Here is a 25,943-nt window from a genome sequence, read left to right as displayed (position 1 = left end):
GCGTCCGGGGCAGGGCGGGGGTGGTCACAGCGGCGCCCCGGGGGCGGTGGCGACGTCGCCGGCCACCGCTCCCGCCGCGTCGCGCACGACCACCACGACGAGGGGACCGTACGGGGCGACCCACGCGCTGGCAGCGGGGCCGTGGGCGCCGGCGGGCACGCGCGCGGTGGCGCGCAGCACCGCGCCGTCCGGACCGCCCTCCAGCCGGGCCGGCACGCGCACCCCGTCGACGAACACGGCGTGGTCGCGAGCCCGCCCGCCGGTCACGACAGCGGTGGTGCTGACCACGGTCTCCGCGCCGTCCACCACGGCGCTGACGCCCTCCACGGTGACGGCCAGCTCGCCGCCGGCGGCGGGCCGGGGCTCGCCGAAGGCCGCCTCGTCGGGCAGGGCCGGGGTGCGCGGCGGTGGGGTGCGGCGCGCGCGCAGGGCCTCGACGGCCGAGGCCAGCTGCACCAGCCGCGCGTCGGTGTGCGCGGCGCCGGCGATGGTGAGCCCGACCGGCATCCCGGTGTCGGCCATGGTGCCCATCGGCACGGTGACGGTGGGGATGCCGAGGTGGCGGGGCACGAGGTTGCCGTTGGAGACCCACACGCCGTTGCGCCAGGCGACCTCCGCGGAGGCCGGGTCGGTGTCGGCGTCGGCCGGCCCGACGTCGGCGGCGGCGGGGAAGACCACCGCGTCGAAGCCCTCGGCGGCGAGCCACTCCTCGAAGTCGGTGCGGCGGGCCTCCTCCAGGCCGCGCAGACCGCCCTCCAGGGTGGCCACGTCGCGCCAGTCGGGCTCCCACTCCTGCGCCCTGGTGACGTAGTCGGCGATGTCGTAGGCGATGTCGAAGGGCAGCGCGCCGTAGCGGTCGGGCAGCGCCCCCGGGGGGTGCGGGAAGATGAGCGGCGCCTCGACGTCGGCGAGGCGGTGCAGCGCCGGGTCGCCGTTCTGGCGCAGGAAGGCGTCCATCGCCCACACGGCCAGGTCGCCCACCTCGTCCTGCAGGTACTGCTGGGTGACCAGGCCCCGGGCGACCAGGCCGCGGTCGCCCTCGTGCAGCTCCTCGTACCGCTCGACCACGGGGAAGGGGACCACCACCACCTCCGCGCCGGCGGCCTCGAGGTCGGTGCGCAGCTGCTCCCACAGCGCCATGACGCTCGGCCGGGTGCGGATGGGGTTGGCGCTGTCCGGGTCCGCGTTGACGTACGTGCGCGGCACGGCGAGGCGCAGCCCGGCCAGCGGCAGGTCCTCCAGCGCGGCGAAGGAGTCCGGGCGCACCTGGGAGGGCCGCGGCAGCTGCACCCACGGTTGCGTGCGCCACAGGTCGCCGTCGGTGACCGGGTCGTCGGCGACGACGGCGTCCAGCACGCGGCGGAGGTCGGCGACCGAGCGGGTGTGCGGCACCACGACGTCCATCGTGGGCACCAGCGGCCAGTTGCCCCGCACGGAGATGACGCCGCGCGAGGGGGTGTAGGCGACCAGGGCGTTGTTGGACGCCGGGGCGCGCCCCGAGCTCCAGGTCTCCTCCCCGAGCCCGAAGGCCGCGAAGCTCGCCGCCGTGGCGGTGCCCGAGCCGTTGGAGGACCCGGAGCCGAAGGCCGCGGTGAGGAAGTCCGCGCTGTAGGGGGACTCGGCACGGCCGTAGACGCCGCGCTGCATGCCGCCGGCGGCCATGGGGGGCATGTTGGTCAGGCCGAGCAGCACCGCTCCGGCGGCGCGCAGCCGGGCGACGGCGAAGGCGTCGTCCTGGGCCACGAGGTCGCGGAAGGCCGGGGAGCCGCTGGCCACGGTCAGGCCGCGGACCCGGTAGCTGTCCTTGGCGGTGTAGGGGATGCCGTCCAGCGGGCCGAGCACCTCCCCGCGGGCGCGGCGCAGGTCGGCGGCGCGCGCCTCGGCGAAGGCGGACGGGTTGAGCACGGGCACGGCGTTCAGGCGCGGGCCGGACCTGTCGTAGCGGCCGAGGCGGTTGAGGTAGCGGGCCACGAGCTCGACGCTGGTGACCTGCCCGGAGGCCAGCGCCGCGCCCAGCTGCTCGACGTCGGCCTCGACCACGGTGAAGACCTCGGTGTCCACAGCAGGAAACCTACACCGTACGTTTAACCGGCGTAAGGGGTTGGCGCGCAGGCGCCGGCACCTGCGTAGGCTCGGCGCCCGACGCAGGGAGGACCCCATCGCCCGTCCCCGGCAGCCGCTGCTCAGCCGAGACCTCATCGCCCGCACGGCGCTGGCCCTGGTGGACCGCCACGGTCCCGAGGGCGCCAGCATCCGCAGGGTGGCCGCACGGCTGCAGGTCAACCCCACCTCGCTGTACAACCACGTGCCCGACCGCGCCGCCATGGTCGAGGACGTGCGGGCCCTGGTCTCGGCGCCGATCGACTCCGCGCCGCTGCGGACCCTGGCGTGGGAGGACGGGCTGCGGGCGTGGGCCCGCAGCTACCGCCGCGCCTTCGCCAGCCACCCGCGGGCGATCCCGCTGCTCATGACCCACCGCGTCTCGGCGCCGCTGCTGCTGGCGCAGTACGAGGACTTCGCCGTGGCCGCCGAGGCCGCCGGCTGGGCCAGCAGCGACGTGCTGCCGCTCCTGACCGCCTTCGAGTCCTTCGTCCTGGGCAGCGTGCTCGACATGTCGGGCCCGAGCGTCGTCTTCGACCCCACCGGCCAGGAGGAGGCGTTCCCGCGGTTCGCCGCCGCCTACGCCACCCTGGACGGGCAGGACCCGCTCGACCCGGTCGCCACGCGCGCCTTCGAGATGGGCCTGGGGATGATGGTCGCCTCGGCCCGCCCCGCGCCCCGCTGAGGCCGCGCGCGGGCCGGCGGGCTGAAGCTCAGGCGGCTGCGCCCTGCGGGTGCAGGCGCACGGCCAGCAGCGCGACGTCGTCCTCGCCGTGCTCGGGCACCAGCTCGTCCAGGAGGGCGTCGACGAGCCGCTCGGGGTCGTCGACGGTCGGCGTGCCGGCGGCGCCCAGCCGGTACAGGGCCGCGGTGAGCCGGCCGAGCCCCTCCTCCAGGGACTCCCCGCGGCGCTCCACGAGGCCGTCGGTGCACAGCAGCACCGTGCTCCCGCGCGGCACCACCCGGGTCCAGTCGTGGCGCTCGGTGTCGGGCCACAGCCCCAGCAGCAGGTCGGCCTCGGCGCCGGCCAGGGAGGTCACGCCGCCGTCGGGCCCCAGCACCACCGCCGGCAGGTGCCCGGCGCTGGACCAGCGCAGCAGGCTCGTGCCCGCGCGGCGCTGGGCCTCGTCCTGCTCCAGGCGCAGCACCAGCGCCGTGGCGGTGGTGGGCAGCAGCAGCTGGTGCATGGCGCGGTCGGTGGCCGCCAGCAGCTGGGCGGGCCCCAGCCCGGCGTGCACGCCGATGGCCCGCAGCGTCCCCCGCACCTGCCCCATGGCCGCTGCTGCGGTGGAGTCGTGGCCGATGACGTCCCCGATCACCAGCACGGTGTCGCCGCCGGGCTGCAGGAAGGAGTCGTACCAGTCGCCCCCCACCTGGGCGGCGTGCGCGGCGGGGCGGTAGCGGACCGCCACCTGCAGGTGGTCCACCTGCACCGGCGCGGTCAGCAGCGAGCGCTGCAGCGCCTCGGACATGTCCACCGCCTGCTGGGCGCGCTCGGCCTCGGCGCGCCGCGCGGTGATGCGCGCGAGCGCCTGGGCGCACTGCGCGGCGAAGGAGTCGAGCAGCTCCACCGCGGCCGGCTCGAAGGACTGGGGCTCGGCGTAGCCGACCGAGAGGGAGCCCAGCGGCCGCCCGCCGACCTCCAGCGGCAGGAAGGCCCACGCCTGGCAGCCCGTCATGCGCGCCGCCTCCAGCATCCCGTGCCCGTAGTCGCTGCACGCCTGCCAGTCGGCCAGGAAGGTCCGGCGGCCGGAGGTGGCCGCCACGGGGGAGGGCAGCGGGTCGTCGGCGCGCATCTCGGCGTAGGCCACCGGCGCCCGGGTGCCCAGCTCGGACATCGACAGCCTCACGACGTCGCCGTCGCGGACCGCGACGGCGCCGCCCTGGGCGCCGAGGGCGCTCAGGCCGCGGCGCACGACCACCTCGGTGAGCTCCTCCACGGTGGCCACGTGCGCGAGCTGGACCGCCACGTCGGACTGGGCGGCCAGGGCGCGGGCCGCGGCCCGCTCCGCGGACCGGGCCGCCTGCAGCTCCTGCAGGCGCTGCACCAGGTCGGCCTCGACCTGCGCCACCCGGTCTCGCCAGGCCCGCACCTCGGGGGCCTCACCGCCGGGCCCGGGCGCGGTGGCGCCCTCCCCGCGGGCGGCCAGGACGTAGTCGCTGATCTCCTCCACCCGCTGCACCAGCAGCTCCACCGCACCGCGCTCGTCGAGCAGCGGGAAGACCACCGAGGTCCAGTACCGCTCGCGGACCTCGCCGGTGACCGGGTCGGGAGCGGGGTAGGTCATGACCGGGATGACGTCGGGCGCCCGCGTCTGCAGCGCCCGCTCGAAGGAGCGCTGCAGGTGGGAGACCCCCTCCTCGTCGAGGGCCTCCGGGGTGGGCGGATAGGCGTCGGACAGGTGCCGCCCGCAGACGTCGGCGGCGGCGGCTCCGGTGAGGTCGAGGTAGGCCTGGTTGGGCTCGAGCAGCACCAGGTCCGGGCCGTAGAAGGCCAGCGGGCTGGGCATGGCGGCGAACAGGCGGGCGTGCCGGTCGAGGGGCGCGGACACGGGCACTTCCTAGCACCCCGCGGGGCGGGCGTCACAGCGAGCGTGCGCCAGCTCACGGCGGGTGCCCGCGCCGTCCGTACGATCCCCGCGTGGTGGTGCTGCACACGACCCTGGGCCCGCTGACCGCCGACGCCGTCGGGCTGGTGCTGCCGCACGAGCACGTGCTCGTGGACTTCCGGCTGCCCGGCGAGGCGCCTGCGGACGCCGCCGACCCCGGCGCGGTGGTCGCGCGGATGGCGCCCGCCCTGCGCGCCGCGGCCGCCGGGGGCGTCACGGCGGTGGTCGAGTGCACACCGCCCGGCCTGGGGCGCCGGGTCGACGTCCTGGAGGCGGTGAGCCGCGCCGCGGGGCTGCCGGTGGTGGTCGCCACCGGCGTGTACCGCGAGCCGTGGGTGCCGGACTGGGTCTACGCGGCCAGCGACGCCGACCTCGAGCGCTTCCTGGCCTCCGAGCTCACCGAGGGCGCCGGCGGCACGGGCGTCGTGGCGGGCTTCATCAAGGTCTCCGCCGGCGACGACGGGCTGCGGCCGGTGGAGGAGCGGGTGCTGCGCGCCGCCGCCCGGGCCGCGGCGAGCACGGGAGCGCTCATCGGCTCCCACACCGCCGACGGGCGCGTCGTGCTGCGCCAGCTCGACGTCCTGGCGTCCGAGGGCCTGCCGCCCGAGCGGTTCCTCTCCATCCACACCCAGCTGGTCACCGACCCCGGCCTGCGCCAGGAGGTCGTCGACCGCGGGGCCTGGATCGAGTACGACCACGTCGGCCAGGGCGACGACGAGGCGGCGCTCGCGCTGGTCCTGGCCTCGCTCGAGGCGGGTCACCTGAGCCGGCTGCTGCTCTCCCACGACGCCGGGTGGTACGACCCGGCGCTGCCCGGCGGCGGGGAGCAGCGGCCGTACACGACCCTGAACAGCACCTTCCTGCCGCGCCTGCGCGCGGCCGGGGTGGGCGGGCCGGACCTCGACCGGCTGACCCGCCTCAACCCCTTCGCGGCCTTCGCCCGCTGACCCCCGCCGGCCTCAGAGCGGCGGCAGCGCGTTCCCCGCGGCCAGCCGGGAGTACCACAGGGCGCTGTCCTTGGGGGTGCGCCGCTGGGTGCCGTAGTCGACGTGGACGACGCCGAAGCGCTTGCTGTACCCGTAGGCCCACTCGAAGTTGTCCAGCAGGCTCCACACGAAGTAGGCGCGCACGTCAGCGCCCTGCTGGACGGCGTCGTGCACGGCGGAGACGTGCGCGTGCAGGTAGGCGGTGCGGTCCGCGTCGTGGACCCGGGGCTCGCCGTCCGGGCCCTGCTCCACCTCGTCGGGGTAGGCGGCGCCGTTCTCGGTGACCATGAGCGGCACCCCGGGGGCCTCGTCGCGCAGGCGCAGCAGCAGCTCGGTCATGCCGCGCGGGTCGATGGCCCAGTCCATGGCCGTGCGCGGCCCGGGCAGGTCCACGAACTGCACCAGCTCCGCCGAGCCCACCCACGGCGAGGCGGCCCCCGCCCCGTGCCCGTCGGCGCCCGGGCGCGCCTCCGTGGCGCGCGGGGAGGTCACCGAGCGCACCACGGTGGGGGAGTAGTAGTTCAGCCCGAGAGCGTCCAGGGGCTGGTGGACGACGTCGAGGTCGCCGTCGCGCACGAAGGCCCAGTCGGTGACCCCGGCGGTGTCCTCCAGGACGTCGGCGGGGTACTCCCCGCGCAGCACCGGCCCGAGGAAGACGCGGTTCTGCAGCCCGTCGATGCGGCGTGCGGCGTCGACGTCGGCCGGGGAGGACTCGTCCTCCGGGCGCACCCACGCGAGGTTGAGGGTGAGGGCGACCCGCGCCTCCGGGGCGGCGCGCCTCACCGCCCGCGAGCCCAGGCCGTGCGCGAGGTTGAGGTGGTGCACGGCGGCCAGCGCCGCCGCCGGCTCGGTGCGCCCGGGGGCGTGCACGCCGGCGGCGTAGCCGAGGTAGGCCGAGCACCACGGCTCGTTGAGGGTGATGAAGGTCTTCACGCGGTCCCCGAGTGCACCGGCCACCACCTCGGCGTACTCCGCGAAGCGCTCGGCGGTGCGCCGGTCGGCCCAGCCGCCGGCGTCCTCCAGGGCCTGGGGCAGGTCCCAGTGGTACAGCGTCACGGCGGGCTCGATGCCGGCGGCCAGCAGCTCGTCGACGAGCGCGGAGTAGAAGTCCAGGCCGCGCTGCTCCACCGGGCCCAGCGCCTCGGGGGTGACCGCCGGGGTGATGCGCGGCCAGGCCACGGAGAACCTGTAGGCCTGCAGCCCCAGGCGCTGCATGAGGGCGACGTCCTCGCGGAAGCGGCGGTAGTGGTCGTCGGCCACCTCGCCGGTGTCGCCGCCCACCACCTTCCCGGGCGTGGCGGAGAAGACGTCCCAGATGGAGGGCGTGCGCCCGTCGGCGTCCACCGAGCCCTCCACCTGGTAGCTGGCGGTGGCCGAGCCCCAGGTGAAGCCGGCGGGGAAGGCGGGTCCGGTGGTCATGGGTGTGCTCCAGGTGTCGGTGCGGGGGCCGGCGCCGTGCTGGCGCGGACCCTCAGGTCGGGGGTCGTGGTGGTGGTGGCCGGCTCCTCGCCGTTGAGCAGGGCGAACAGCGACTCACCGGCGGCGCGCCCGAAGGCGACCACGTCGTAGCCGGTGGCGGTCAGGGCCGGGTTGGTGGCGCGGCAGGTGGCGGAGTCGTCCCACGCCACCAGCGAGACGTCCTGCGGCACGCGCAGGCCCATCCCCGTCAGCTGGGACAGCCCGGCGACCGCCATGAGGTCGTTGTCGTAGACGATCGCCGTGGGGCGGGGGCGGCGGCCGGCCTGCTCGCCGACCAGGTCGGCGGTGGCCCGCGCACCGGCGGCGCCGCTGTAGTCGGCGTGCACCGTGCGGGCGTGCAGCCGCCGGCGGCGGCACGCGGCGGCGAAGGCCCGGTCGCGGCGGACGGTGTGCTGCAGGTGGGCGGGCCCGGCCACCCGGGCCACGGCGGTGTGGCCGAGGTCGGCGAGGTGGTCCACCACGGTGCGCATCGCCGCGGCGTCGTCGGTCGCGACACCGGTCACCCCGGCGCTGGTCTCGGCCCGCCCGACGACCACGGCCGCCAGCCCCAGCGCCTCCAGGGCGGCCGGGCGCGGGTCGTCGGTGACGGGGTCGAGGACCACCACGCCGTCGACGCGCCGCTGACCGGCCCAGGCGCGGTAGGTCTCCAGCTCCGCCTCGGCGTGGGTGGGCAGCTGCAGCAGCAGGGCGTAGCCGCGCGGCTGCAGCGCCGACTCCAGACCGGCCACGAAGGCCATGAAGAACGGCTCGTCGCCCAGCGTCTCGGGGCGGCGGGTCAGGGCCAGCCCCACCGTGGACGTGCGGTTGCCGGCGAGCATGCGGGCCGCGCTGCTGGGCGCCCAGTGCAGCTCGCGGGCGGCCTGCAGCACCCGGCGCCGCGTCTCCTCCGACACCCCCGGCTTGCCGTTGAGCGCGTACGAGACCGCGCCCTTGGTGACCCCGACGCGTCGGGCGATGTCGGCGATGGTCGCGCGCCGGGCGGGCGGGCGCTCGGGACTCGCGCTCATCCCCGCGGCGCGAGGAGGTCGTTGCTGCACCGCAGCACGGGAGCGGCGCACGCCCGCGCCAGCTCGGCGGCCGTCCACGGCCGCGACGTCGTCACGGTGAAGACGTGCTGCTGGCCGGCGAGCAGGCTCACCATCCCGGAGTCGACGCGGGCGCCGGCGTCGAGGCGGTCGGGGAACAGGCACACGTCCTCGAGGAGGGCTCGCGCCGTGACGGTGACGAGCACGGTGCCGGGCGCTGCGCCGGCCCGGGCGGTGGCCGTGAGGGCCTCGTGCGGGGCCACGAGCCGCAGGCGCGCCGTCTCCGCCCAGCGCCACAGCGCCGGCCGGGGGCCCGCCGCGCCCTCCGCGGCGGCGACCAGCACCTCCGAGCGCTCGTCCCGCGACACGGCGACGGCGTCGGGCAGGGGCAGCTCCACGGCGGACCGCGCCGCGGCGACCACGTCGAGGACCGCCTCGCCGAGCACCGGCGAACCCGGGCCGGTGCCCACGCGCACGAGCCGGACCCTGCCGGTCCAGCCGTGCGCGGAGTCGGCGTGCACGCACAGGGCGGGGCGGCCGTCGCGCGGCTGGAGCGTGAGGAGGACCTCGGCGCTGGCCCGCTGGACGGCGTACCAGACGGGCTTGCGGATGCCCGCGGAGTCGACCAGCGCCCAGGAGACCACCGGCCAGGAGTCGTTGAGCTGCCAGACCACCGCGCCGCTGCACAGGGGATGCAGCGAGCGCCAGTGCTCCAGCCCGAGGGCGACGGCGCGGGCCTGGTTGAGCTGGGTGGCCCAGTGCCACTCCTCGACGTCGCGCCAGCGCGGCAGGTGCTCGCCGAGGCCGCGCTCGAGCTTGCCGTTCCCGTCCTCCGCCTTCTGGTGCACGAGCATCTGCGGGCCGTACGGGTCGAGCGGCTCGTCGTGGACGACGGCCGTCAGGGTCGACCAGGCGGGCGGGCCCTGGAAGCCGAACTCGGAGACGAAGCGCGGGCGCAGGTCGCGGTAGCGGTCCTGGTCCTGCCGGTTCCACACCTCCCACTCGTGGACCGGCCCCTGCGCGGGGTCGTTGGGGTGCACGCCGGGGTCGGGGCTGAACGGGCTGCCGGGCACGTAGGGGGTGCGCGGGTCGAGCTCGGCGACCACGGCGGGGAAGAGCTCGCGGTAGTAGCCCTCGCCCCAGCTGCGCCCGGCCAGCTCCTCCTTCCAGCCCCAGTCCTCGAAGCCCCACAGGTTCTCGTTGCCGCCGCACCACAGCGCCAGGCTGGCGTGCGCCGAGAGCCGGGAGACGGCCTCGCGGGCCTCCGCCTCGACCTCCGAGCGCAGGGGCTCCTCCTCGGCGTAGGCGGCGCAGGCCAGCAGGAAGTCCTGCCACACGAGCACCCCCCGCTCGTCGCAGGCCCGGTAGAACGCCTCGGACTCGTACAGCCCGCCGCCCCAGACGCGCAGCAGGTTCAGGCCCGCCTCGCACGTGTCGTCCAGGGCGCGGCGCACGTCGTCGTCGTCGACCCGGGTCAGCAGCGCGTCGTCGGGGATCCAGTTGGCGCCGCGCACGTGCACGTCCTCGCCGTTGACGCGCAGCTGGAAGCGGCGGCTGCGCCCGCCTCCGGGCAGCGGGGCGGCGAGGTCGTCGGGGCTCTGGTCGAGCTCGACGGTGCGGAAGCCCACCCTGCCGGACCACGCGTCCACGGGGGCACCGCCCACCAGCAGCTCCACCCGGGCCTCGTGCAGCGCCGGGTCGCCGTGCCCGCGCGGCCACCACAGCGCCGCGCCCGGGGCCGGCAGGCGCACCACCTCGGCGGTGGAGGTGACCGGGACGGTCACCTCGCGGTCCCCGACGACGACGCGGAGCGCGGCGCCCGCGCCGGCGGGGCCCCCGGGGTCGAGGACGACGTCGGCGCGGACCTCCAGCACGGGCTCGCCGTCCTCGACCAGGCCGAGCGGGCGCACCGAGGCCAGGCGCGCCCCGCTCCAGGACTCCACCCGCACGGGGCGCCACACCCCGGAGGTGGCCACGTCGATGCCCCAGTCCCACCCGAAGCTGCACGCCGTCTTGCGCAGCGCGTTGTACGGGTGGTGGTTGACCTGCGGGCGGGCGCCGAGCAGGTCGCGCGCCGCCTCGGCGGCCGGCACCGGAGCGCTGACCTCCACGCGCAGCTCGTTGGCGCCCTGGCGCAGCACGCCCGTGACGTCGACCCGGTGGGTGCGGTGGTGGTTCGCGGTGCGCGCGACCTCGGTGCCGTTGAGCACCAGGCGCGCGACGGTGTCGAGGCCCTCGGCGACGAGCTCGTGGTGCAGCTCGTCGCCGAGGTCGGCCTCGAACCGCGCCGTCCACGACCAGTCCGTGCGTCCGACCCAGGCGAGCAGGCTCTCGTGGTCGCCGTCGAAGGGGTCGGGCACGAGCCCCGCCGCCAGGAGGTCGGTGTGGACCTCCCCGGGCACCGTCGCGGCGACGCCGTGGTGGCGCAGCTGCTGCAGGTGCCCGGGCAGCGGGCCGTCACCGGCGCGCAGCTCCCACTGCGCGCCGGCGGCGGTGGACAGGTCGGTGCGGCGCACGGGTGCCGGTCAGCCCTTGACCGAGCCGGCGAGCAGGCCGCGCACGAAGAACCGCTGCAGGCCCAGGAAGACCACCAGCGGTACGACCATGGCGATGAAGGCGCCGGAGGCCAGCAGGTACCACGCGTTGTTGCGGGTGCCGGCGAGGTCGGCCACGCGCGCGGTCAGCGGCGAGGAGTCGTTGTTGGCGAAGACCAGGGCCACGAGCAGGTCGTTCCAGACCCAGAGGAACTGGAAGACGAAGAACGCGGCGATGGCCGGCACCAGCAGGGGCAGCAGCACCTTGAAGAAGATCGTCACGTGGCCCGCGCCGTCGACGCGGGCGGCCTCGACGAGCGAGGCGGGCACGTCCTTCATGAAGTTGTGCAGCAGGAAGATGGCCAGCGGGAGGCCGAACATCGTGTGGGAGAGCCACACCGGCCAGAAGCTGCCGTTGATGCCGATGTCGACGTACATCGTCAGCAGCGGGATCAGCGTCACCTGGATCGGGACCACCTGCAGCGCGAAGACCGCGACGAAGAGCAGGTCGCGCCCGGGGAACTGGATCCAGGCGAAGGCGTAGGCCGCCAGCAGGGCGATGGTGATCGGGATGATGACGGCCGGGATGGTGATGACGAAGGAGTTGACGAAGCCGTCGGCCAGTCCGCCCTGCAGCGCCTGCTGGTAGTTGAAGCCGGTGAACAGCGGGCGCACGAAGGCGTTCCACCACCCGTCGGCCTGCACGTCGTTGCGGGTGCGCAGCGAGGTGACGAACAGGCCCACCGTGGGGATGGTCCACAGCACGGCCACGGCGAGCGCGATCCACGACGCCGCGGGGGAGGTGAGGCGGGCCTTGGCGTCGATCGCCCGCTTCTCGGCGCGGGTGAGCTTGCGCGGACCCCGGAAGGTCTGCTGCTCGGTGGCCGCCTCGACGTCGGTGGGGTCGACCTGCCGGGTCGCCTGGCTGCTCATCGGACCTCCTCGGCGAGGCGCATCTGCCGGACGTTGTAGATGATGATCGGGACGACGAGCACGAACAGGAGCACGGCCAGCGCGGCGCCCAGGCCCTGGTTGGCCTGCACGAAGGACTGCCGGTAGAACTCGTTGGCCACCACGGACGTGCCGAAGTTGCCGCCGGTCATGACGAAGACGATGTCGAACACCTTCAGCGTGCTGATCGCGACGGTGGTGAGCACCACGACCAGGGCGGGGCGGATGGCCGGCACCGTGACGTAGCGGAACATCTGGATGCCCGAGACCCCGTCCAGGCGCGCGGCCTCGACCATGTCGTCGGGGATGGCCTTGATCGACGCCGAGAGCACCGTCATGGCGAAGCCGGCGTTGATCCAGATCATCACGGCGATGATGAAGAAGGTGTTCCACGGCTGGTTGAGCAGCCACTGCTGCGGCTCCAGGCCCAGCCACACCATGAGCTGGTTGAGCAGGCCGATCTGGGAGATGCCGGCCTGGTCGGGGCGGTACTCGTAGACGAACTTCCAGATCAGGCCGGCCGCCACGCCGGAGATGGCGAGCGGCAGGAAGATCAGCGTCTTCGCGAGGTTCTCGAAGCGCGTCCGGTCCACGACGTAGGCGTAGACCAGGCCGAAGGCCGTGGAGATCAGCGGGACGAGCACCACCCACAGCACGGTGTTGCCCAGCACGCCCTGCAGGCCCGGGTTGGTGAAGATCGCCGTGTAGTTGTCCAGGCCGACCGAGCGCGAGAGGTCCGGGCCGCGGAAGGAGTTCCAGATGGTGGCCAGCGCGGGGTAGATGAGGCCGATCGTCACGAGCAGCAGCGCGGGCCCGCAGAAGCCGGCCGCGACCACCCACGACGGCACCCGCTTGGGCCTGTCGACGGCGAAGAGGATGAGCGCCATCACGCCGGCGAACAGGGCGATGGCGACCACCATGAGGGCGAGCTTGTGCGGGGTGGTCTCCGCGTCGAGGAACCAGTCCACCTGGTCCTCCTCTCTGAGGCGTGGTTCTGGTGCGTGGGGGAGCCCGGGCCCCGCCCGCGCCGGAGGTCGGTCCGGGGGGCGGGGTCCGGGAGCCGGTGGTGGGCCGTCCGGCCGGTGGCCGGGGCCCGGTGGGCGGCTGGCACCTGCTCGCCGGTCGCCCAGCGGGTGCTCAGCCGGTGCCCAGCGGGCGGCCGGGGCCGCCCAGCACGGAGCCGGGCGGGGTCGCGAGGCGACCCCGCCCGGCTCTCGGGCTCAGGAGGCGGGCCAGGCCGCCTCGACCGCGTCGGCGACCTCCTGGGAGGACTTGCCCTCGGCGATCCACGCCGTCAGCTCGGTCCACTCGGCGCCGGAGCCGATGGCGGCCGGCATGAGGTCGGAGGCGTCGAAGCGGAAGGTGACGGAGTCGTCCTGCAGCTGCTCGGCCGCCAGCTTGTCGATCGGCGAGGAGAGGTTGTCCAGCTCCAGGCCCTTGTTGGCGTTGAACCAGCCGGGGCCGGTCGCCTTGGCCTTGAGGTTGGCCCAGTCGGCCGTGGAGATGTAGTACTGCAGCGCCTGGGTGGCCGGCTCGTCGTTGAAGGCCGCGACGAACTCACCGCCGCCGACGATGCCCTGGCCGATCTCGGAGCTGAACTCCGGGAACGGGAAGGCGAAGACGTCGCCGTCCTCGGCCACCGTGGTGCCGTCAGGCCAGTTGGCCTGGTAGAAGCTGGCCTGGCGGTGCAGCATGCACTGGCCCTGCAGGATCGGCAGGCCGGCGTCCTGGAACGGGGTCGTGGCGATGGAGGTCACGCCGCCCAGACCGCCGTTGACGTAGGTCTCGTTCTTGAGGACCTGGCCCACGGTGTCCAGCGACTGCACGATGCGCGGGTCGTTGAAGGGGATCTCGTGCGCGATCCACTGGTCGTACACGTCCGGGCCGTGCTGGCGCAGGACGGTGTCCTCCAGCCAGTCGGTGGCCGGCCAGCCGGTGGCGGCGTCGGAGCCGATGCCGGCGCACCACGGCTTCACGTCGGGGTTGTCGGCGACCATCTGGTCGGTCAGGGCGATGAGCTCGTCCCAGGTCTGGGGGATCTCGTAGCCGGCGTCGGTGAACGCCTTGGGGGAGTACCAGATGAAGGACTTGACGTTGGCGCCCAGCGGGGCGGCGTAGAACGTGCCGTCGACGCTGCCGTACTCCTTCCAGGCCGGCGTCCAGTTCTCGTCCACGTTGGCGGTGACGGAGGCGGGCGGCTCCACGACGGCGCCGGTGGCGACCATGCGCTGCAGCAGGCCGGGCTGAGGCAGGAAGGCGATGTCGGGGGCGTCACCGGACTGCACGCGCACCGGCAGCTGCGCCTCGAACTGCTTGGAGCCGTTGTAGTTCACCGTGATGCCGGTGCACTCGGTGAAGGGGGCGAAGGTGTCGATGAAGGGCTGGTCCTCGGGAGCGACGATGGTCGTGTAGACCTCGACCTCCTGGCCGTCCAGGGCGTCCTTGCCGCCGAACTCGTCGAACTGCGAGCAGTCGATCTCCGAGCTGGCGACCTCCTGGCCGGCGGTGTTCTCCGCGCTGGCGGCCCCCGACTCCTCGGCGCTGGCGCAGCTCGACAGCGCGATCGCCAGGCCGATGCTGCCGGCGGCGAGCGTCAGGGCGCGCCGGTGGGTGCTGAACGTCACGGGTGTCCTCCTCCTGGGCGGCGTCGTCGCCGCTCCGTACCGAGTCCGCGGCCTTCCGGCCGCAGGGAGGAGACAAGCACCTGCTTAACCGGTTGAGCAAGCCCCGTTACGGCTTCGTTACGGATCTCTGCCGCGAAGGAGGCTGGCGGTCGACGCCGCGCACGGCGGTCCGGGCTCAAGGAGCGGCCCGCGGGGTCGATGAGGGAGGGGACGGGAGGAGGAGGCGTGCACGTGGGGTCGCAGGCGCACGTGAGGTCGCTGGCGCTGGTGTACGCGCTCGGCGGCCTGCTGTGCCTGGCCTCGGCGGCCGCGCCCCTGAGCCCGCAGACCCCCGTCGGGCTGCTGCGGACGCTGGGCCTCACGGGTGTCGCGGTGGCGCCCCTGGTGCTGGTGCTCGGGCGGCGCTGGCCGCTGGCCGTCGTCCACGTCGCGCTCGCGGCGCTGTCGGGGCTGGTGGGCCTGGTGGCGGCCCGCTCGGTGACGCCGGTCGGCGTGGTGGGCCTCGGACCCGTGGTCATCGCCGCCTCCTCCTGCGCGGCCCACGCCCTCGGCGCGGCAGCGGGCCGGGCGCACGTCCTGGGGCTGCTCGCGGCGTCCTCGACCGGCGCGGCGCTGAGCCCTGCCGGCACCCCCGCCCTCCCCTGGCTCGTCGTGGTGCTCACCGCGGTGGCGGCCTACGAGGTGCAGGGGCTGCTGGTGCGCCGCCTGCGGGCGGCGGCGGAGGCGGACCCGCTCACCGGCGCGGCCAACCGCCGCTCGTGGCAGCAGCGCACCACCCAGGACCTGGTCCGCACCCGGCGCCGCGGACAGCCGCTCACCGTGGTGATCATCGACCTGGACGGGTTCAAGGACGTCAACGACTCCCTCGGGCACGCCGCCGGGGACGCGCTCCTGCAGGAGCTGGCGGCGGCCTGGCAGCAGCAGCTGCGCAGGGGGGACCTCCTGGGCCGCCACGGCGGGGACGAGTTCGTGCTGAGCCTCCCGGGCGCCGGTGCGGGGGAGGTCTCAGGCCTGCTGGCGCGGCTGCGCGCCTGCCACCCGATGACCTGGTCCGCGGGCGCTGCCACCTCGCGCGGGGACCTGGAGCTGCCCGCCCTGCTGGCCCGGGCGGACGCCGACCTCTACGCGCACAAGCGGGCCCGGCACCGCAGCGCGCCGCGCGGAGCGGCGGCGGACCTGCGCTGCTGAGGCGCCGGACCGCGGGGCGCTCCGCTCGTCAGACGAGCGCCTCCCAGGTCCCGGTGACCACCGACCGGCTCATCGCCTCCAGCGCCCGGGCGCTGGCGACGGCGTCGTCGAGCGTGGCGGGGCCCTGGTCGGACGGCAGGGAGGGGTCGGCGCAGGCGCGCAGGAAGCGCGCCGCCTCGACCACCTTGAGGTCGTCGTAGCCCATGGCGTTGCCGGCGCCCGGCTGGAAGGCCCCGAAGTCCCCGTGGCCGGGGCCGACGAGGAGCGTCTGCGTGGGGGCGTCCTGGTAGAGCACCGAGCCGTCCTCGGCCCGGCCGCCGCTGGCGCTGAGCTCGCCCATGCGCCGGAAGTCCCAGCGCAGCACGCCGCGCGCCCCCGCCACCTCGAAGCCGTAGGCGTTCTGCTCGCCCACCGCCACGCGGCTGGCCTCCAGCACCCCCCGCGCCCCGCACCTGAAGCGCAGCAGCGCCGTGACGGCGTCCTCGTTCTCCACCTCGCCCGTCACCGCTGCCTCGCCGGGCGCCACGCGCTGGTGCCCCGTCGTGGCGCCCGACGGCACGGGGCGCCGCGGGACGAGGACGGCGGTGTCGGCCACCACCGCGCTGAGGTCACCGACCAGGTAGCGGGCCAGGTCCACGCCGTGGGAGGCGAGGTCCCCCAGCACGCCCGCACCGCCGCGCTCGCGGGAGTAGCGCCAGCTCAGCGCGCCGGCGGGGTCCGCGGCGTAGTCCGACAGCAGCCGCACGCGCACGCTGTGCACGTCCCCGACGCCGCCCGCGGCGACCACCGCCCGCGCGTGCTGGACCGCGGGGGCCCAGCGGTAGTTGAAGCCGACGGCGGCCCGCACGCCGGCGGCGGCCACGGCGTCGCGCACCGCGGCGGCGTCGGCAGCGGACAGGCCCACCGGCTTCTCGATCCAGAGGTGCTTGCCCGCCTCGGCCACCGCGGTGCCGACCTCGCGGTGCAGGGAGTTGGGCGCGGTGACGCTGACGGCCTCCACGCGGGGGTCGGTGAGGACCTCGCGCCAGTCGCGCACCGCCGAGGCGGAGCCGTGCTGGGCCGCGGCGGCCTCGGCGCGCCCGGGGACGTCGTCGGCGACGGCCACGAGCTCCGGCCGCACGGGGAGGTCGGGGAAGTGGTGGGCCACCCGGGCGTAGGAGCGGGCGTGGACGCGGCCCATCCACCCGAAGCCCACGACGGCGACGCCCAGGGGGCGCGTCCGGGTCATGCCGGTGCCGTCCTAGAGGCCGAGCTCGGCCGCCAGCCGGCGGAGGTGGTCCGCGCTCGCCCCCGCAGCGGTCACCGGGCCCTCGCCGTCCTCGGGGAGCAGCTGGAGCACGGTGTCCTGCTCCAGGACGAACCAGCCGTCGTACCCGGAGCCCAGCAGGGACGCGAGCAGGGAGCGCACGTCGACGTCGCCCTGGCCGAGCGGGCGGTACAGGCCCTGCTGCACCGCCTGGTAGTAGGTGAGGTCTCCGTCGCGGACGCGCTGCGCGGTGGCGGCGTCGACGTCCTTGAGGTGCACGTGGCGGACCCGCTCGGGGTGCGCCTGCGCCAGCGCGACCGGGTCGGTGCCACCGATGAGCAGGTGGCCCGAGTCGAGGCACAGCCCGACGTCGCAGCCGGCGAGGACCCGCTCCACGTCGTCGGAGGACTCCACCAGCGTGCCGACGTGGGGGTGCAGGACGGCGAGGACGCCGACCTCCGCGGCGGCGTCGCGCAGCCGCACGAGGGTGGCCAGCAGCGTGCTCCACCCCGCCTCGTCGAGCTCGACCCGCTCGTCGTAGCCGGAGAGTCCCGAGTCGGCCGAGAGCACGACCACGCCGGCGCCGGCTGCCACGAACGCCTCCAGCTCGGTGCGCAGGGCGGGCACCGGGTCCCGCTCCGGGTCGTGCAGGACCACCGGCACGAAGCCGCCCACGGCCACCAGGCCGTGGTCGCGCAGCACGGCGGCGCGGTCGGCGGGGTCGACGGGCAGGAAGCCCTCGGGGCCGAACTCGGTGGCGCTCAGGCCGACCTCGCGCATCTCGCGCAGCACGCGCTCCACGGGCAGCTGGGTCCCCCAGCCGGGCACCTCGCACACGCCCCAGGTGATGGGGGCGCCAGCGATCTTGAGGTCGGTCACGGGTGTCGCCTCCGGGGTGTGGTCGGGACGCGGAGCGGGGCCCGCAGGGCGGCGCCGCACCGTCAGGCTGACAGGTCCACGCGGACGGTGCGGCCCTCGCGAGCCGACACCTCCGCGGCGTCGGCGAGCACGAGGGCGGCCCGGCCGTCCTCGAACCCGGGTCCGGTCAGCTCGCCGCCGCGCACCGCGGTGAGGAACGCCTCCAGCTCGGCGGCGTAGGCCCGGGCGTAGCGCTCCAGGAAGAAGGCCTGGAAGGGTGCGCCCGAGTCGCCCGAGGTGCCGGTGGAGGAGCGCACCAGGGAGTCGGTGGCGTTGCCGACGCTGAGGGAGCCCAGCGGGCCGGTGGCCTCCAGGCGCTGGTCGTAGCCGGCGGCGCAGTGGCGCGAGTTGGTGATGGTCACCGACTGCCCGCCCGCCCCGACCAGCGTGACGACGGCGCCGTCGTAGTCGTCCAGCCCTGCGATGACGTCGGAGAACTGCCGCAGGCCCACGGCGGTGACGGCCACGACGTCGGGCACGAACCAGCGGGCGGTGTCGAAGTCGTGGATGGTCATGTCGCGGAAGATGCCGCCGGAGGCCCTGAGGTAGTCCTCGGGGGCCGGCGCTGGGTCGCGGCTCGTGATGGTCAGCTGCTCCAGCGGCCCGATCTCGCCCGCCTGGACCCGCCGGTGCAGCTCGGCGAAGTGCGGGTCGAAGCGGCGGTTGAAGCCGAGCGCCACGGGCACCGGTGAGGCGGCGGCGCGCTCGCGCAGGCCGTCCACGCGGGAGACGTCCAGGTCGATCGGCTTCTCGCACAGCACCGGCCTGCCCGCGTCCAGGCAGGCGGCGATGAGGTCGACGTGCGTGGAGGTGGGGGAGGCGACCACCACGGCGTCGACGTCGGCGGCGGTGACGGCCTCCACGGCGTCGGTGGTGACCCTGGCCGAGGGGCCGCCGAACCGGTCGGCGAGGGCCTGCGCCCCCGCGAGGAACGGGTCGGCCACCACCTGGAGCACCGCTCGCTCGGAGCGGTGCGCGGTGGCCGCGTGCACCTGGCCGATGCGGCCGCTGCCGATGAGGGCGATCCGCACGGGGGAAGCGGGCGTGGTGGTGCCGGTCACCGGGAGGCTCCTCGTCGTCGAGCGGTGCAGGTGCGCCGGGGCGCCGGACGATGCTAGCGAATTGTCAGGTCAAAGTGGCGAGTCCCGCGGTCCGCCGCGGGCCCGGCCCCCCGCTCGCCCCGGGCGCGCCAGCCCGGGCTCACCGGTCCACGAGGGTCGTCTCGAAGGCGTACCGGCTCGCCCGGTACACGTGGTCGCCCACCTCGACCACGTGGCCGGCGCCGTCGTAGGCGGTGCGCCGCATCGTCACCAGCGCGGCGCGCGGGCGCTCGTGGAGCAGGCGGGCCTCGGCCGCGGTCGCCAGCCTCGCGCCCACCGTCTGGCGGGCCACCCGGAACTGCACGCCCCGCGCCCGCATCACCTCGTACAGCCCCTCGGTCTCGAGCTGCTCGCGGGTGGGGGCGGTGGCAGCGGGGATGTGGTTGGTCATGAGGGCCAGCGGCTCGCCGTCGGCCAGGCGGAGGCGGCGCACGGTCACGACCTCGGCGCCGGGCGCGAGGCCGAGGGCGGCGGCCAGCTCCGGCGGCGCCGGTGCCGAGGCGTGGCCGAGCACCTCGGTGCGCGGCACCCGCCCGCTGCGGGCCAGGTCGTCGTGCAGGCTGGTCAGGGCCATCGAGCGGCTGACGTGGGGGTGCACCACCTGCGTGCCCACGCCGCGGCGCCGGACCAGCAGGCCCCCGTCCACCAGCTCCTGCAGCGCCTGGCGGACGGTGGGTCGCGACAGGCCGAGCCGCCCGGCCACGGCCACCTCGTTCTCCAGGCGGCTGCCGGGCGCCAGGGTGCCGTCGGCGATGGCGGCGCGGAGCTGCTCCGCGAGCTGCTGGTAGAGCGGGACGGGGCTCGACCTGTCGATGCCGCGGGCGAGCCGCGCCACCAGGTCGGGCGCTCCGGGTGCAGCCATGTGGGGATCCTCGCAGGCGCGCCCGTGCTCGACCAGCGCCGAGCGGGTGCTGCGGTCCCGGCCACGGTCCTGTCATATGTCAGGACAACTCTTGACATCCCCTGCGGCGGGAGGGGATGGTCTGGGGCAGCGCCGGGGCCCGTCCGGCGCGGTCCGCACCCGCTCGCCCGAGGACGTGGAGGACGACGTGAGCACGTCCGAGCCGTCCTCGGTGGACGGTGCACCCGAGGTGCTCGTCCTGGGCCGCTGCGGCGTGGACGTCTACCCCCTGCAGACCGGCGTGGGCCTGGAGGACGTCGAGACCTTCGGCAAGTTCCTCGGCGGCAGCGCCGCCAACGTGGCCGTCGCCGCGGCCCGGCTCGGCCGGCGGGCCGCCCTGGTCTCCGGGGTGGGTGACGACCCGTTCGGCAGGTTCGTCCGGCGCTCCCTGCGCGAGCTCGGCGTGGACGACTCGAGGGTCGCCACCGACGCCGACCACCTCACGCCGGTGACCTTCTGCGAGGTCTTCCCCCCCGACCGGTTCCCGATCTGGTTCTACCGCCGCCCCACCGCGCCCGACCTGCAGCTCGACGAGTGCGCCCTCGACCTGGACGCCGTCACCGGCGCCGACCTCCTGTGGGTGACGCTCACGGGCCTGTCGGAGGAGCCCAGCCGCTCGGCCCACCACGCGGCCCTGGCCGCCCGCAGCGCGGCGGGTGCGGCGGGCGGAGCGCGCCGGCCGACCGTGCTGGACCTCGACCACCGCGCCGACTTCTGGCCCGGCGCCGGCGGCACCGAGGCGGCCCGCGAGCAGGCCCAGCGGGCGCTCGCGCACGCCACCGTCGCCGTCGGCAACCGCGAGGAGTGCTGGGTGGCCACCGGGCAGGACGACGCCGAGGCGGCCGCCGACGCGCTGCTCGAGCTGGGCGTCGAGGTGGCCGTGGTCAAGCAGGGACCCGCGGGGGTGCTGGGCGCCACGCGGTCCGAGCGCGTCGTCGTCCCCGCCACCCCGGTGGACGTGGTCAACGGCCTGGGCGCCGGAGACGCCTTCGGCGGCTCGCTGGTGGACGGCCTGCTCGCGGGCCTCCCGCTGGCGGAGCTCCTCGCCCGCTGCAACGCCGCCGGCGCCCTCGTCGCCTCCCGCCTCGAGTGCGCCACCGCCATGCCGACCGCGGAGGAGATCACCGCCCACGTCCACGCCCACGCCGCCCGCCGGACCCAGGAGGCTCAACGTGCCTGACGCGGCGCGCCCAGCGGCTGCGGCGCCGGGGTCCGTGGTCCCCCGTGCCCGCACCTACGCCGAGGTGACCGAGCTGCGGGCCCGGCACCCCGGGGCCGTCGCCGCGGCCCTCGCCGCTCGCGTGCGGCGCCCGTCGTTCCTGCCCGAGGACGGCCGCCTCATGGTGGTGGCCGCCGACCACCCCGCCCGCGGGGCGCTGTCCGCACGCGGCCGCCCCGACGCCATGGCCAGCCGCACCGAGCTGCTCGACAGGCTGCGTGAGGCGCTCGCGCGACCTGGCGTCGACGGCCTGCTCGCCACCGCCGACGTCGCCGAGGACCTCCTGCTGCTGGGCGCCCTGGAGGACAAGGTGGTCATCGGCTCGATGAACCGCGGCGGCCTGGCCGGCTCGGTCTTCGAGCTGGACGACCGCATGACCGCCTACGACGTCCCGGGCATCGTCGAGTCCGGGTTCGACGCGGGCAAGGTGCTGCTGCGCCTCGACAGGGACGACCCCGGCACCGTCGCCACCATGGAGGCCTGCGCCAAGGCGGTCACCGCCCTCAACCGGGCGGAGAAGGTCGCCGTGGTCGAGCCGTTCGTGAGCTCCCGCAGCGGGCGCACGGTCGTCAACGACCTCTCGCCCGAAGGCGTCATCACCTCCGTCCACGTCGGCCAGGGCCTGGGAGCCTCCTCGGCGCGCACCTGGCTGAAGCTGCCCGTGGTCGCGGAGATGGAGCGCGTCATGGAGGCGACCACGCTGCCCACGCTGATCCTCGGCGGCGACCCCGTCGCCGCTCCCGAGGCGACGTACGAGTCCTGGCGACGCGCGCTCGCGCTGCCCGCCGTCCGAGGCCTCGTCGTCGGCCGCGCCCTGCTGTTCCCCCCCGACGACGACGTCGCCGCAGCCGTCGACACCGCCGTCTCCCTCGTCCGCTGACCGCCCCGACCCGCGCAGACCCCCGGAGGACCGCCCCGTGACCACCACCGCACCGACCGCCGCCCCCGCCCCCGCCGGGCAGCGCGACCCCGGCGCCGACCCGCTGCCCAGCCTCGACCCGTCGCAGGCGCACCTGCCCACCGCCGTGGCCGCGGCCACGACGCCCACCGCGCTGTGGAACGACTCCGCCGCCCTCAGCGAGCTCACCCGCTCGATCGCCTGGGGCGCCGTCGGCGCCACCTGCAACCCCGTCATCGCCCTGGCCGCCATCAGGGCCGACCAGCCCCGCTGGACCGCCCGCCTGCGCGAGCTCGCCGCCGAGCACCCCACCGCGGGGGAGTCCGCCCTGGGCTGGATGGTCGTCGAGGAGCTGTCGGTCGAGGCCGCGACGCTGCTCGAGCCGGCCTTCGAGGCCTCCGGCGGCCGCAACGGGCGCCTGTCGATGCAGACCGACCCGCGCCTGCACCGCGACGCCGCGGCCCTGGCCGACCAGGCCGAGCGGTTCTCGGGGCTCGCCAAGAACATCATCGTGAAGATCCCCGCCACGAAGACCGGCATCGAGGCCATGGAGGAGGCCGCCTACCGCGGCGTCTCCCTCAACGCCACGGTGTCGTTCACCGTGCCGCAGGCGGTCGCGGTGGCCGAGGCCATCGAGCGCGGCATGCAGCGCCGCGAGGCCGAGGGCCTGCCCGTGCCCGAGTTCGGCCACGTCTGCACGATCATGGGCGGCCGCCTCGACGACTGGCTGAAGGCCTTCGTGGCGAAGGAGCGCATCCTCATCGACCCGGGCCACCTGGAGTGGGCCGGCGTCGCGGCGCTGAAGAAGGCCCACCACCTCTTCGTCGAGCGGGGCTACCGGGTGCGCATCCTCTCGGCCGCCTTCCGCAACTCCATGCAGTGGAGCGAGCTCCAGGGCGGGGACCTCGTGGTCTCCCCGCCGTTCGACTGGCAGGCGCGGATCAACGAGAACGACCTCCCCGTCGACCCGCACGCGATCGACGAGCCGGTCGCCGAGGAGCACCTGGCGGCGCTGCGGACGATCTCGGAGTTCACCAAGGCCTACGAGGTCGACGGCATGGCGGTGGAGGACTTCGAGCACTTCGGCGCCACCCGCCACACGCTGCGCCAGTTCCTCGACGCCGACGCCCAGCTCGACGCCGTCGTCCGCGACGTCCTGGTGCCTGCCCCGTGACCAGCACCACCGGCACGACGGCCGACCTGCACCTGCGTGCCGGCGCCACCGCCGACGGCGCCTGGGACGTCCGCGTCACCCCCGAGGTCGCGGGCTGGGGGTGGACGTCGCTGCGCGCCGCCGACCTCGCCCCCGGGCAGGAGGTCCACCTCGACACCGGCGACGACGAGGTGGTGCTCGTGCCGCTGCGCGGGAGCCTCACCGCCGTCGTCAGCGGCACGGAGGGGGAGAGCGCCCGCTACGAGCTCGCCGGGCGCGCGTCGGTGTTCGCCGGCCCGACCGACGTCCTCTACCTGCCCGCGGGCTCCACGGCCGTGCTGTCCACCTCACCCGACGACGACGGCGCGCGCGTCGGCGTGCCGGGCGCGAGGACCGGCGTGCTCCCTGACGGCGTCCGCAAGCCCGTCCGCCACATCACGGCCGACGAGGTGGCCGTGGAGCTGCGCGGCGCCGGCACGTGCACCCGCGAGGTGCGCAACTTCGCCTCCGCCGACGTCGACGTGGCCAGCAAGCTCGTCGCCGTCGAGGTCGTCACCCCGGGCGGCAACTGGTCGAGCTACCCGCCGCACAAGCACGACGAGACCAGCGAGCACGAGAGCGAGCTCGAGGAGGTCTACTACTACGAGGTCGCCCCCGGCCCCGACGGGCAGGCGGGAGTGGGCTACCACCGGACCTACTCGACCTCGGAGCGGGAGGACCGCCAGGTGGACGTGCTCGTCGAGGTCCGCGACCGCGACACCGTGCTGGTGCCCCACGGCTGGCACGGCCCGTGCATGGCCTCCCCGGGCAACCACCTCTACTACCTCAACGCCATGGCCGGACCCGCCGACGACCGCGCCTGGCGCATCGTCGACGACCCGGACCACGCCTGGGTGCGCTCCACCTGGGCCGACCAGCCCACCGACCCCCGCCTGCCGCTCGGAGGACCCCAGTGACCACGACGACGCGGCTCACCGTCGCGCAGGCGACCGTGAGGTTCCTCGCCCACCAGTTCGTCGAGCGCGACGGCGTGCGCACGAAGCTCTTCGCCGGCGCGCTCGGCATCTTCGGCCACGGCAACGTCGCCGGCCTCGGGCAGGCGCTGCTCCAGGACGAGCTGGAGGCCCTCGAGGCCGGGCGCAAGCCCGGCCTGCCCTACGTCCTCGGCCGCAACGAGCAGGCCATGGTGCACACCGCCGTGGCCTACGCCCGTGCCAAGGACCGCCTGCAGGCGTGGGCCGTCACCGCCTCGGTGGGCCCCGGGTCCACCAACATGCTCACCGGCGCGGCGCTGGCCACCATCAACCGGCTGCCGGTGCTGCTGCTGCCCGCTGACACCTTCGCCACCCGTTCCGCGGGGCCGCTCCTGCAGGAGCTGGAGCGCCCCGACTCCGGCGACGTGACCGTCAACGACGCCTTCCGCCCGCTGTCGCGCTACTTCGACAGGGTGTGGCGCCCCGAGCAGCTGCCGGGTGCGCTGCTCGGCGCCATGAGGGTCCTCACCGACCCGGCCGAGACCGGCGCCGTCACGGTCTGCTTCCCGCAGGACGTGCAGGCCGAGGCCCACGACTTCGACGACGACCTCTTCGCCGAGCGCACCTGGCACATCGGCCGGCCGCTGCCCGAGAAGGCGGCGCTGGCCCGGGCCGTGGAGGTCATCCGGTCGGCGAAGGCCCCGCTCATCGTCGCCGGCGGCGGCGTCCACCACTCCCGCGCGCAGGAGGCCCTGCGCGCGCTCGCCGAGGCCACGGGCATCCCGGTCGGCCAGAGCCAGGCCGGCAAGGGCGCGCTGCCCTTCGACCACCCGCAGTCCGTCGGTGCCATCGGCTCGACGGGCACGACGGCCGCCAACGCCCTGGCGCGCGACGCGGACGTCGTCATCGGCGTCGGCACGCGCTTCCAGGACTTCACGACGGCGTCGCGGACGGCGTTCGCCGACCCCGGCGTCCGCTTCGTCACCCTCAACGTCGCCTCGCTCGACGCGGTGAAGCACTCCGCCGTCGCCGTCGTCGCCGACGCCCGCGAGGGCCTCGAGGCGCTCGCGGAGGCGCTGGAGGGCTACGACGTCGGCGAGGCGCACCGCGCCCGCACCGCGCAGCTGAAGGCGGCGTGGGACGCCACCGTCGCGTCGGTCTACGCGCGCGACTCCGGGGACCTGGACGTCCAGCCCGACCAGAACCGGGTGCTGGGCGCCGTCAACGAGCTGTCCGACCCGCGCGACGTCGTCGTGTGCGCCGCCGGCTCGATGCCCGGTGACCTGCACAAGCTCTGGCAGGTCCGCGACGCGAAGGGGTACCACGTCGAGTACGGGTACTCCTGCATGGGCTACGAGGTGGCCGGTGGCATCGGCGTCGCGATGGCGGCGCAGGACGACGTGCGCCGCGGCGCGCAGCCCCGCGACGTCTTCGTCCTGGTCGGTGACGGCTCCTACCTCATGATGGCCACCGAGCTGGTGACCGCCGTCCAGGAGGGCGTCAAGATCATCGTGGTGCTCGTGCAGAACCACGGGTACGCCTCCATCGGCTCGCTGTCGGAGTCGCTCGGCAGCCAGCGGTTCGGCACCCGCTACCGCGCCCGCACCTCCTCCGGCAGGCTCGACGGCGACCTCCTGCCCGTCGACCTGGCCGCCAACGCCGCCAGCCTCGGCGTGCACGTGGTGCGGACCAGCACCCGCAAGGAGCTGGAGGCCGCGATCCTCGACGCCAAGGCGTCACCCACCTCCACCGTCATCCACGTCGAGACCGACCCCTTCGTCGACGCCCCCTCGTCGACGAGCTGGTGGGAGGTCCCCGTCAGCGAGGTGTCCACCCTCGAGAGCACGCAGCGCGCTCGCGTGGTCTACGAGGAGCACAAGGCGCGCCAGCGCACGTACCTGAAGCCGTCCGAGACGAACTGAGGCGAGAGAGAGCCATGAGCCAGATCGTGCAGCACTGGATCGACGGGGTCGCCACCTCCGGCGCCTCCACGCGCACCGCCGACGTCTTCGACCCCGCCACCGGGCAGGTCGCCCGT

20 protein-coding genes are annotated in these 25,943 nt (G+C 75.4%); 8 read left to right on the top strand and 12 right to left on the bottom strand.

What is annotated here, in order from left to right; all coding sequences use genetic code 11:
- Positions 1–24: 24 nt before the first annotated feature.
- On the bottom strand, positions 25–2,160 hold the full coding sequence (locus ACUN9U_RS17205) for an amidase (RefSeq protein WP_445486218.1): 2,136 nt from the start codon (positions 2,158–2,160) through the stop codon (positions 25–27).
- Between ACUN9U_RS17205 and ACUN9U_RS17200 the strand changes: the two genes are divergently transcribed.
- The gene (locus ACUN9U_RS17200) at positions 2,042–2,785 is read left to right on the top strand and encodes a TetR/AcrR family transcriptional regulator (RefSeq protein ID WP_445486217.1); all 744 of its coding nucleotides are present in this window, start codon (positions 2,042–2,044) and stop codon (positions 2,783–2,785) included. The two genes, ACUN9U_RS17205 and ACUN9U_RS17200, sit on opposite strands and share 119 nt — an antisense overlap.
- A gap of 28 nt (positions 2,786–2,813) precedes the next feature.
- Here the strand turns inward: ACUN9U_RS17200 and ACUN9U_RS17195 are convergent, their stop codons facing one another.
- Positions 2,814–4,652: a SpoIIE family protein phosphatase gene (locus tag ACUN9U_RS17195; protein WP_445486216.1), complete on the bottom strand. Its 1,839-nt coding sequence runs from the start codon at positions 4,650–4,652 to the stop codon at positions 2,814–2,816.
- Between the two features lie 89 nt (positions 4,653–4,741).
- Between ACUN9U_RS17195 and ACUN9U_RS17190 the strand changes: the two genes are divergently transcribed.
- Positions 4,742–5,656: a phosphotriesterase family protein gene (locus ACUN9U_RS17190; RefSeq protein WP_445486215.1), complete on the top strand. Its 915-nt coding sequence runs from the start codon at positions 4,742–4,744 to the stop codon at positions 5,654–5,656.
- A gap of 12 nt (positions 5,657–5,668) precedes the next feature.
- Here ACUN9U_RS17190 and ACUN9U_RS17185 read toward each other — a convergent pair whose 3' ends face one another.
- The 6 genes from ACUN9U_RS17185 to ACUN9U_RS17160 form a co-directional block, all read right to left on the bottom strand.
- Positions 5,669–7,114, bottom strand: coding sequence for a glycoside hydrolase family 1 protein (locus tag ACUN9U_RS17185; RefSeq protein WP_445486214.1), 1,446 nt, complete (start codon positions 7,112–7,114; stop codon positions 5,669–5,671).
- Positions 7,111–8,181: a LacI family DNA-binding transcriptional regulator gene (locus tag ACUN9U_RS17180; protein ID WP_445486213.1), complete on the bottom strand. Its 1,071-nt coding sequence runs from the start codon at positions 8,179–8,181 to the stop codon at positions 7,111–7,113. Before ACUN9U_RS17180 ends, ACUN9U_RS17185 begins: the two co-directional genes overlap by 4 nt.
- Positions 8,178–10,715, bottom strand: coding sequence for a glycoside hydrolase family 2 protein (locus ACUN9U_RS17175; RefSeq protein ID WP_445486212.1), 2,538 nt, complete (start codon positions 10,713–10,715; stop codon positions 8,178–8,180). Before ACUN9U_RS17175 ends, ACUN9U_RS17180 begins: the two co-directional genes overlap by 4 nt.
- Positions 10,716–10,724: 9 nt before the next feature.
- Positions 10,725–11,666 carry a carbohydrate ABC transporter permease gene (locus ACUN9U_RS17170; protein ID WP_445486211.1) on the bottom strand — a complete coding sequence of 314 codons (942 nt, stop codon included), beginning with the start codon at positions 11,664–11,666 and terminating at the stop codon, positions 10,725–10,727.
- Positions 11,663–12,652 carry a carbohydrate ABC transporter permease gene (locus ACUN9U_RS17165; RefSeq protein WP_445486210.1) on the bottom strand — a complete coding sequence of 330 codons (990 nt, stop codon included), beginning with the start codon at positions 12,650–12,652 and terminating at the stop codon, positions 11,663–11,665. The genes ACUN9U_RS17170 and ACUN9U_RS17165 overlap by 4 nt, the downstream gene beginning before the upstream one ends.
- Positions 12,653–12,904: 252 nt before the next feature.
- Complete coding sequence (locus ACUN9U_RS17160) at positions 12,905–14,308, bottom strand: ABC transporter substrate-binding protein (RefSeq protein ID WP_445486209.1); 1,404 nt, start codon at positions 14,306–14,308, stop codon at positions 12,905–12,907.
- A 225-nt stretch (positions 14,309–14,533) separates the two neighbouring features.
- On the opposite strand from ACUN9U_RS17160, the gene ACUN9U_RS17155 reads away from it, so the two are divergent.
- Positions 14,534–15,496, top strand: a complete 963-nt coding sequence (locus ACUN9U_RS17155) for a diguanylate cyclase (RefSeq protein ID WP_445486208.1) — start codon at positions 14,534–14,536, stop codon at positions 15,494–15,496.
- Positions 15,497–15,524: 28 nt separating this feature from the next.
- On the opposite strand, the gene ACUN9U_RS17150 is transcribed toward ACUN9U_RS17155, so the two are convergent.
- From ACUN9U_RS17150 to ACUN9U_RS17135, 4 genes are all read right to left on the bottom strand, one after another.
- Entirely contained in the window at positions 15,525–16,724 is a 1,200-nt protein-coding gene (locus ACUN9U_RS17150; protein ID WP_445486207.1) for a Gfo/Idh/MocA family protein, read from the bottom strand.
- 12 nt (positions 16,725–16,736) lie between these two features.
- Positions 16,737–17,621 (bottom strand): sugar phosphate isomerase/epimerase family protein, encoded by an 885-nt coding sequence (locus ACUN9U_RS17145; RefSeq protein ID WP_445486206.1) that lies wholly within the window; start codon positions 17,619–17,621, stop codon positions 16,737–16,739.
- Between the two features lie 62 nt (positions 17,622–17,683).
- A complete protein-coding gene (locus ACUN9U_RS17140) occupies positions 17,684–18,721 on the bottom strand; it encodes a Gfo/Idh/MocA family protein (RefSeq protein WP_445486205.1) in 1,038 nt (345 codons plus the stop codon).
- A gap of 139 nt (positions 18,722–18,860) precedes the next feature.
- Positions 18,861–19,622 carry a GntR family transcriptional regulator gene (locus ACUN9U_RS17135; RefSeq protein ID WP_445486204.1) on the bottom strand — a complete coding sequence of 254 codons (762 nt, stop codon included), beginning with the start codon at positions 19,620–19,622 and terminating at the stop codon, positions 18,861–18,863.
- Between the two features lie 187 nt (positions 19,623–19,809).
- Here ACUN9U_RS17135 and iolC point away from each other — a divergent pair, with 187 nt between their 5' ends.
- From iolC to iolD, 5 genes are all read left to right on the top strand, one after another.
- A complete protein-coding gene (iolC, locus tag ACUN9U_RS17130; RefSeq protein WP_445486203.1) occupies positions 19,810–20,841 on the top strand; it encodes a 5-dehydro-2-deoxygluconokinase in 1,032 nt (343 codons plus the stop codon).
- A gap of 34 nt (positions 20,842–20,875) precedes the next feature.
- Positions 20,876–21,760 carry a Cgl0159 family (beta/alpha)8-fold protein gene (locus ACUN9U_RS17125; protein WP_445486236.1) on the top strand — a complete coding sequence of 295 codons (885 nt, stop codon included), beginning with the start codon at positions 20,876–20,878 and terminating at the stop codon, positions 21,758–21,760.
- A 133-nt stretch (positions 21,761–21,893) separates the two neighbouring features.
- The gene (locus ACUN9U_RS17120) at positions 21,894–22,952 is read left to right on the top strand and encodes a transaldolase family protein (RefSeq protein WP_445486235.1); all 1,059 of its coding nucleotides are present in this window, start codon (positions 21,894–21,896) and stop codon (positions 22,950–22,952) included.
- Positions 22,949–23,887 carry a 5-deoxy-glucuronate isomerase gene (gene iolB / locus ACUN9U_RS17115; protein ID WP_445486202.1) on the top strand — a complete coding sequence of 313 codons (939 nt, stop codon included), beginning with the start codon at positions 22,949–22,951 and terminating at the stop codon, positions 23,885–23,887. Before ACUN9U_RS17120 ends, iolB begins: the two co-directional genes overlap by 4 nt.
- Complete coding sequence (gene iolD, locus ACUN9U_RS17110) at positions 23,884–25,827, top strand: 3D-(3,5/4)-trihydroxycyclohexane-1,2-dione acylhydrolase (decyclizing) (RefSeq protein WP_445486201.1); 1,944 nt, start codon at positions 23,884–23,886, stop codon at positions 25,825–25,827. Before iolB ends, iolD begins: the two co-directional genes overlap by 4 nt.
- Positions 25,828–25,943 lie beyond the last annotated feature (116 nt).

It is taken from the genome of Quadrisphaera sp. KR29 (assembly GCF_052644995.1).
This window is presented reverse-complemented; position numbering and strand designations above follow the sequence as displayed.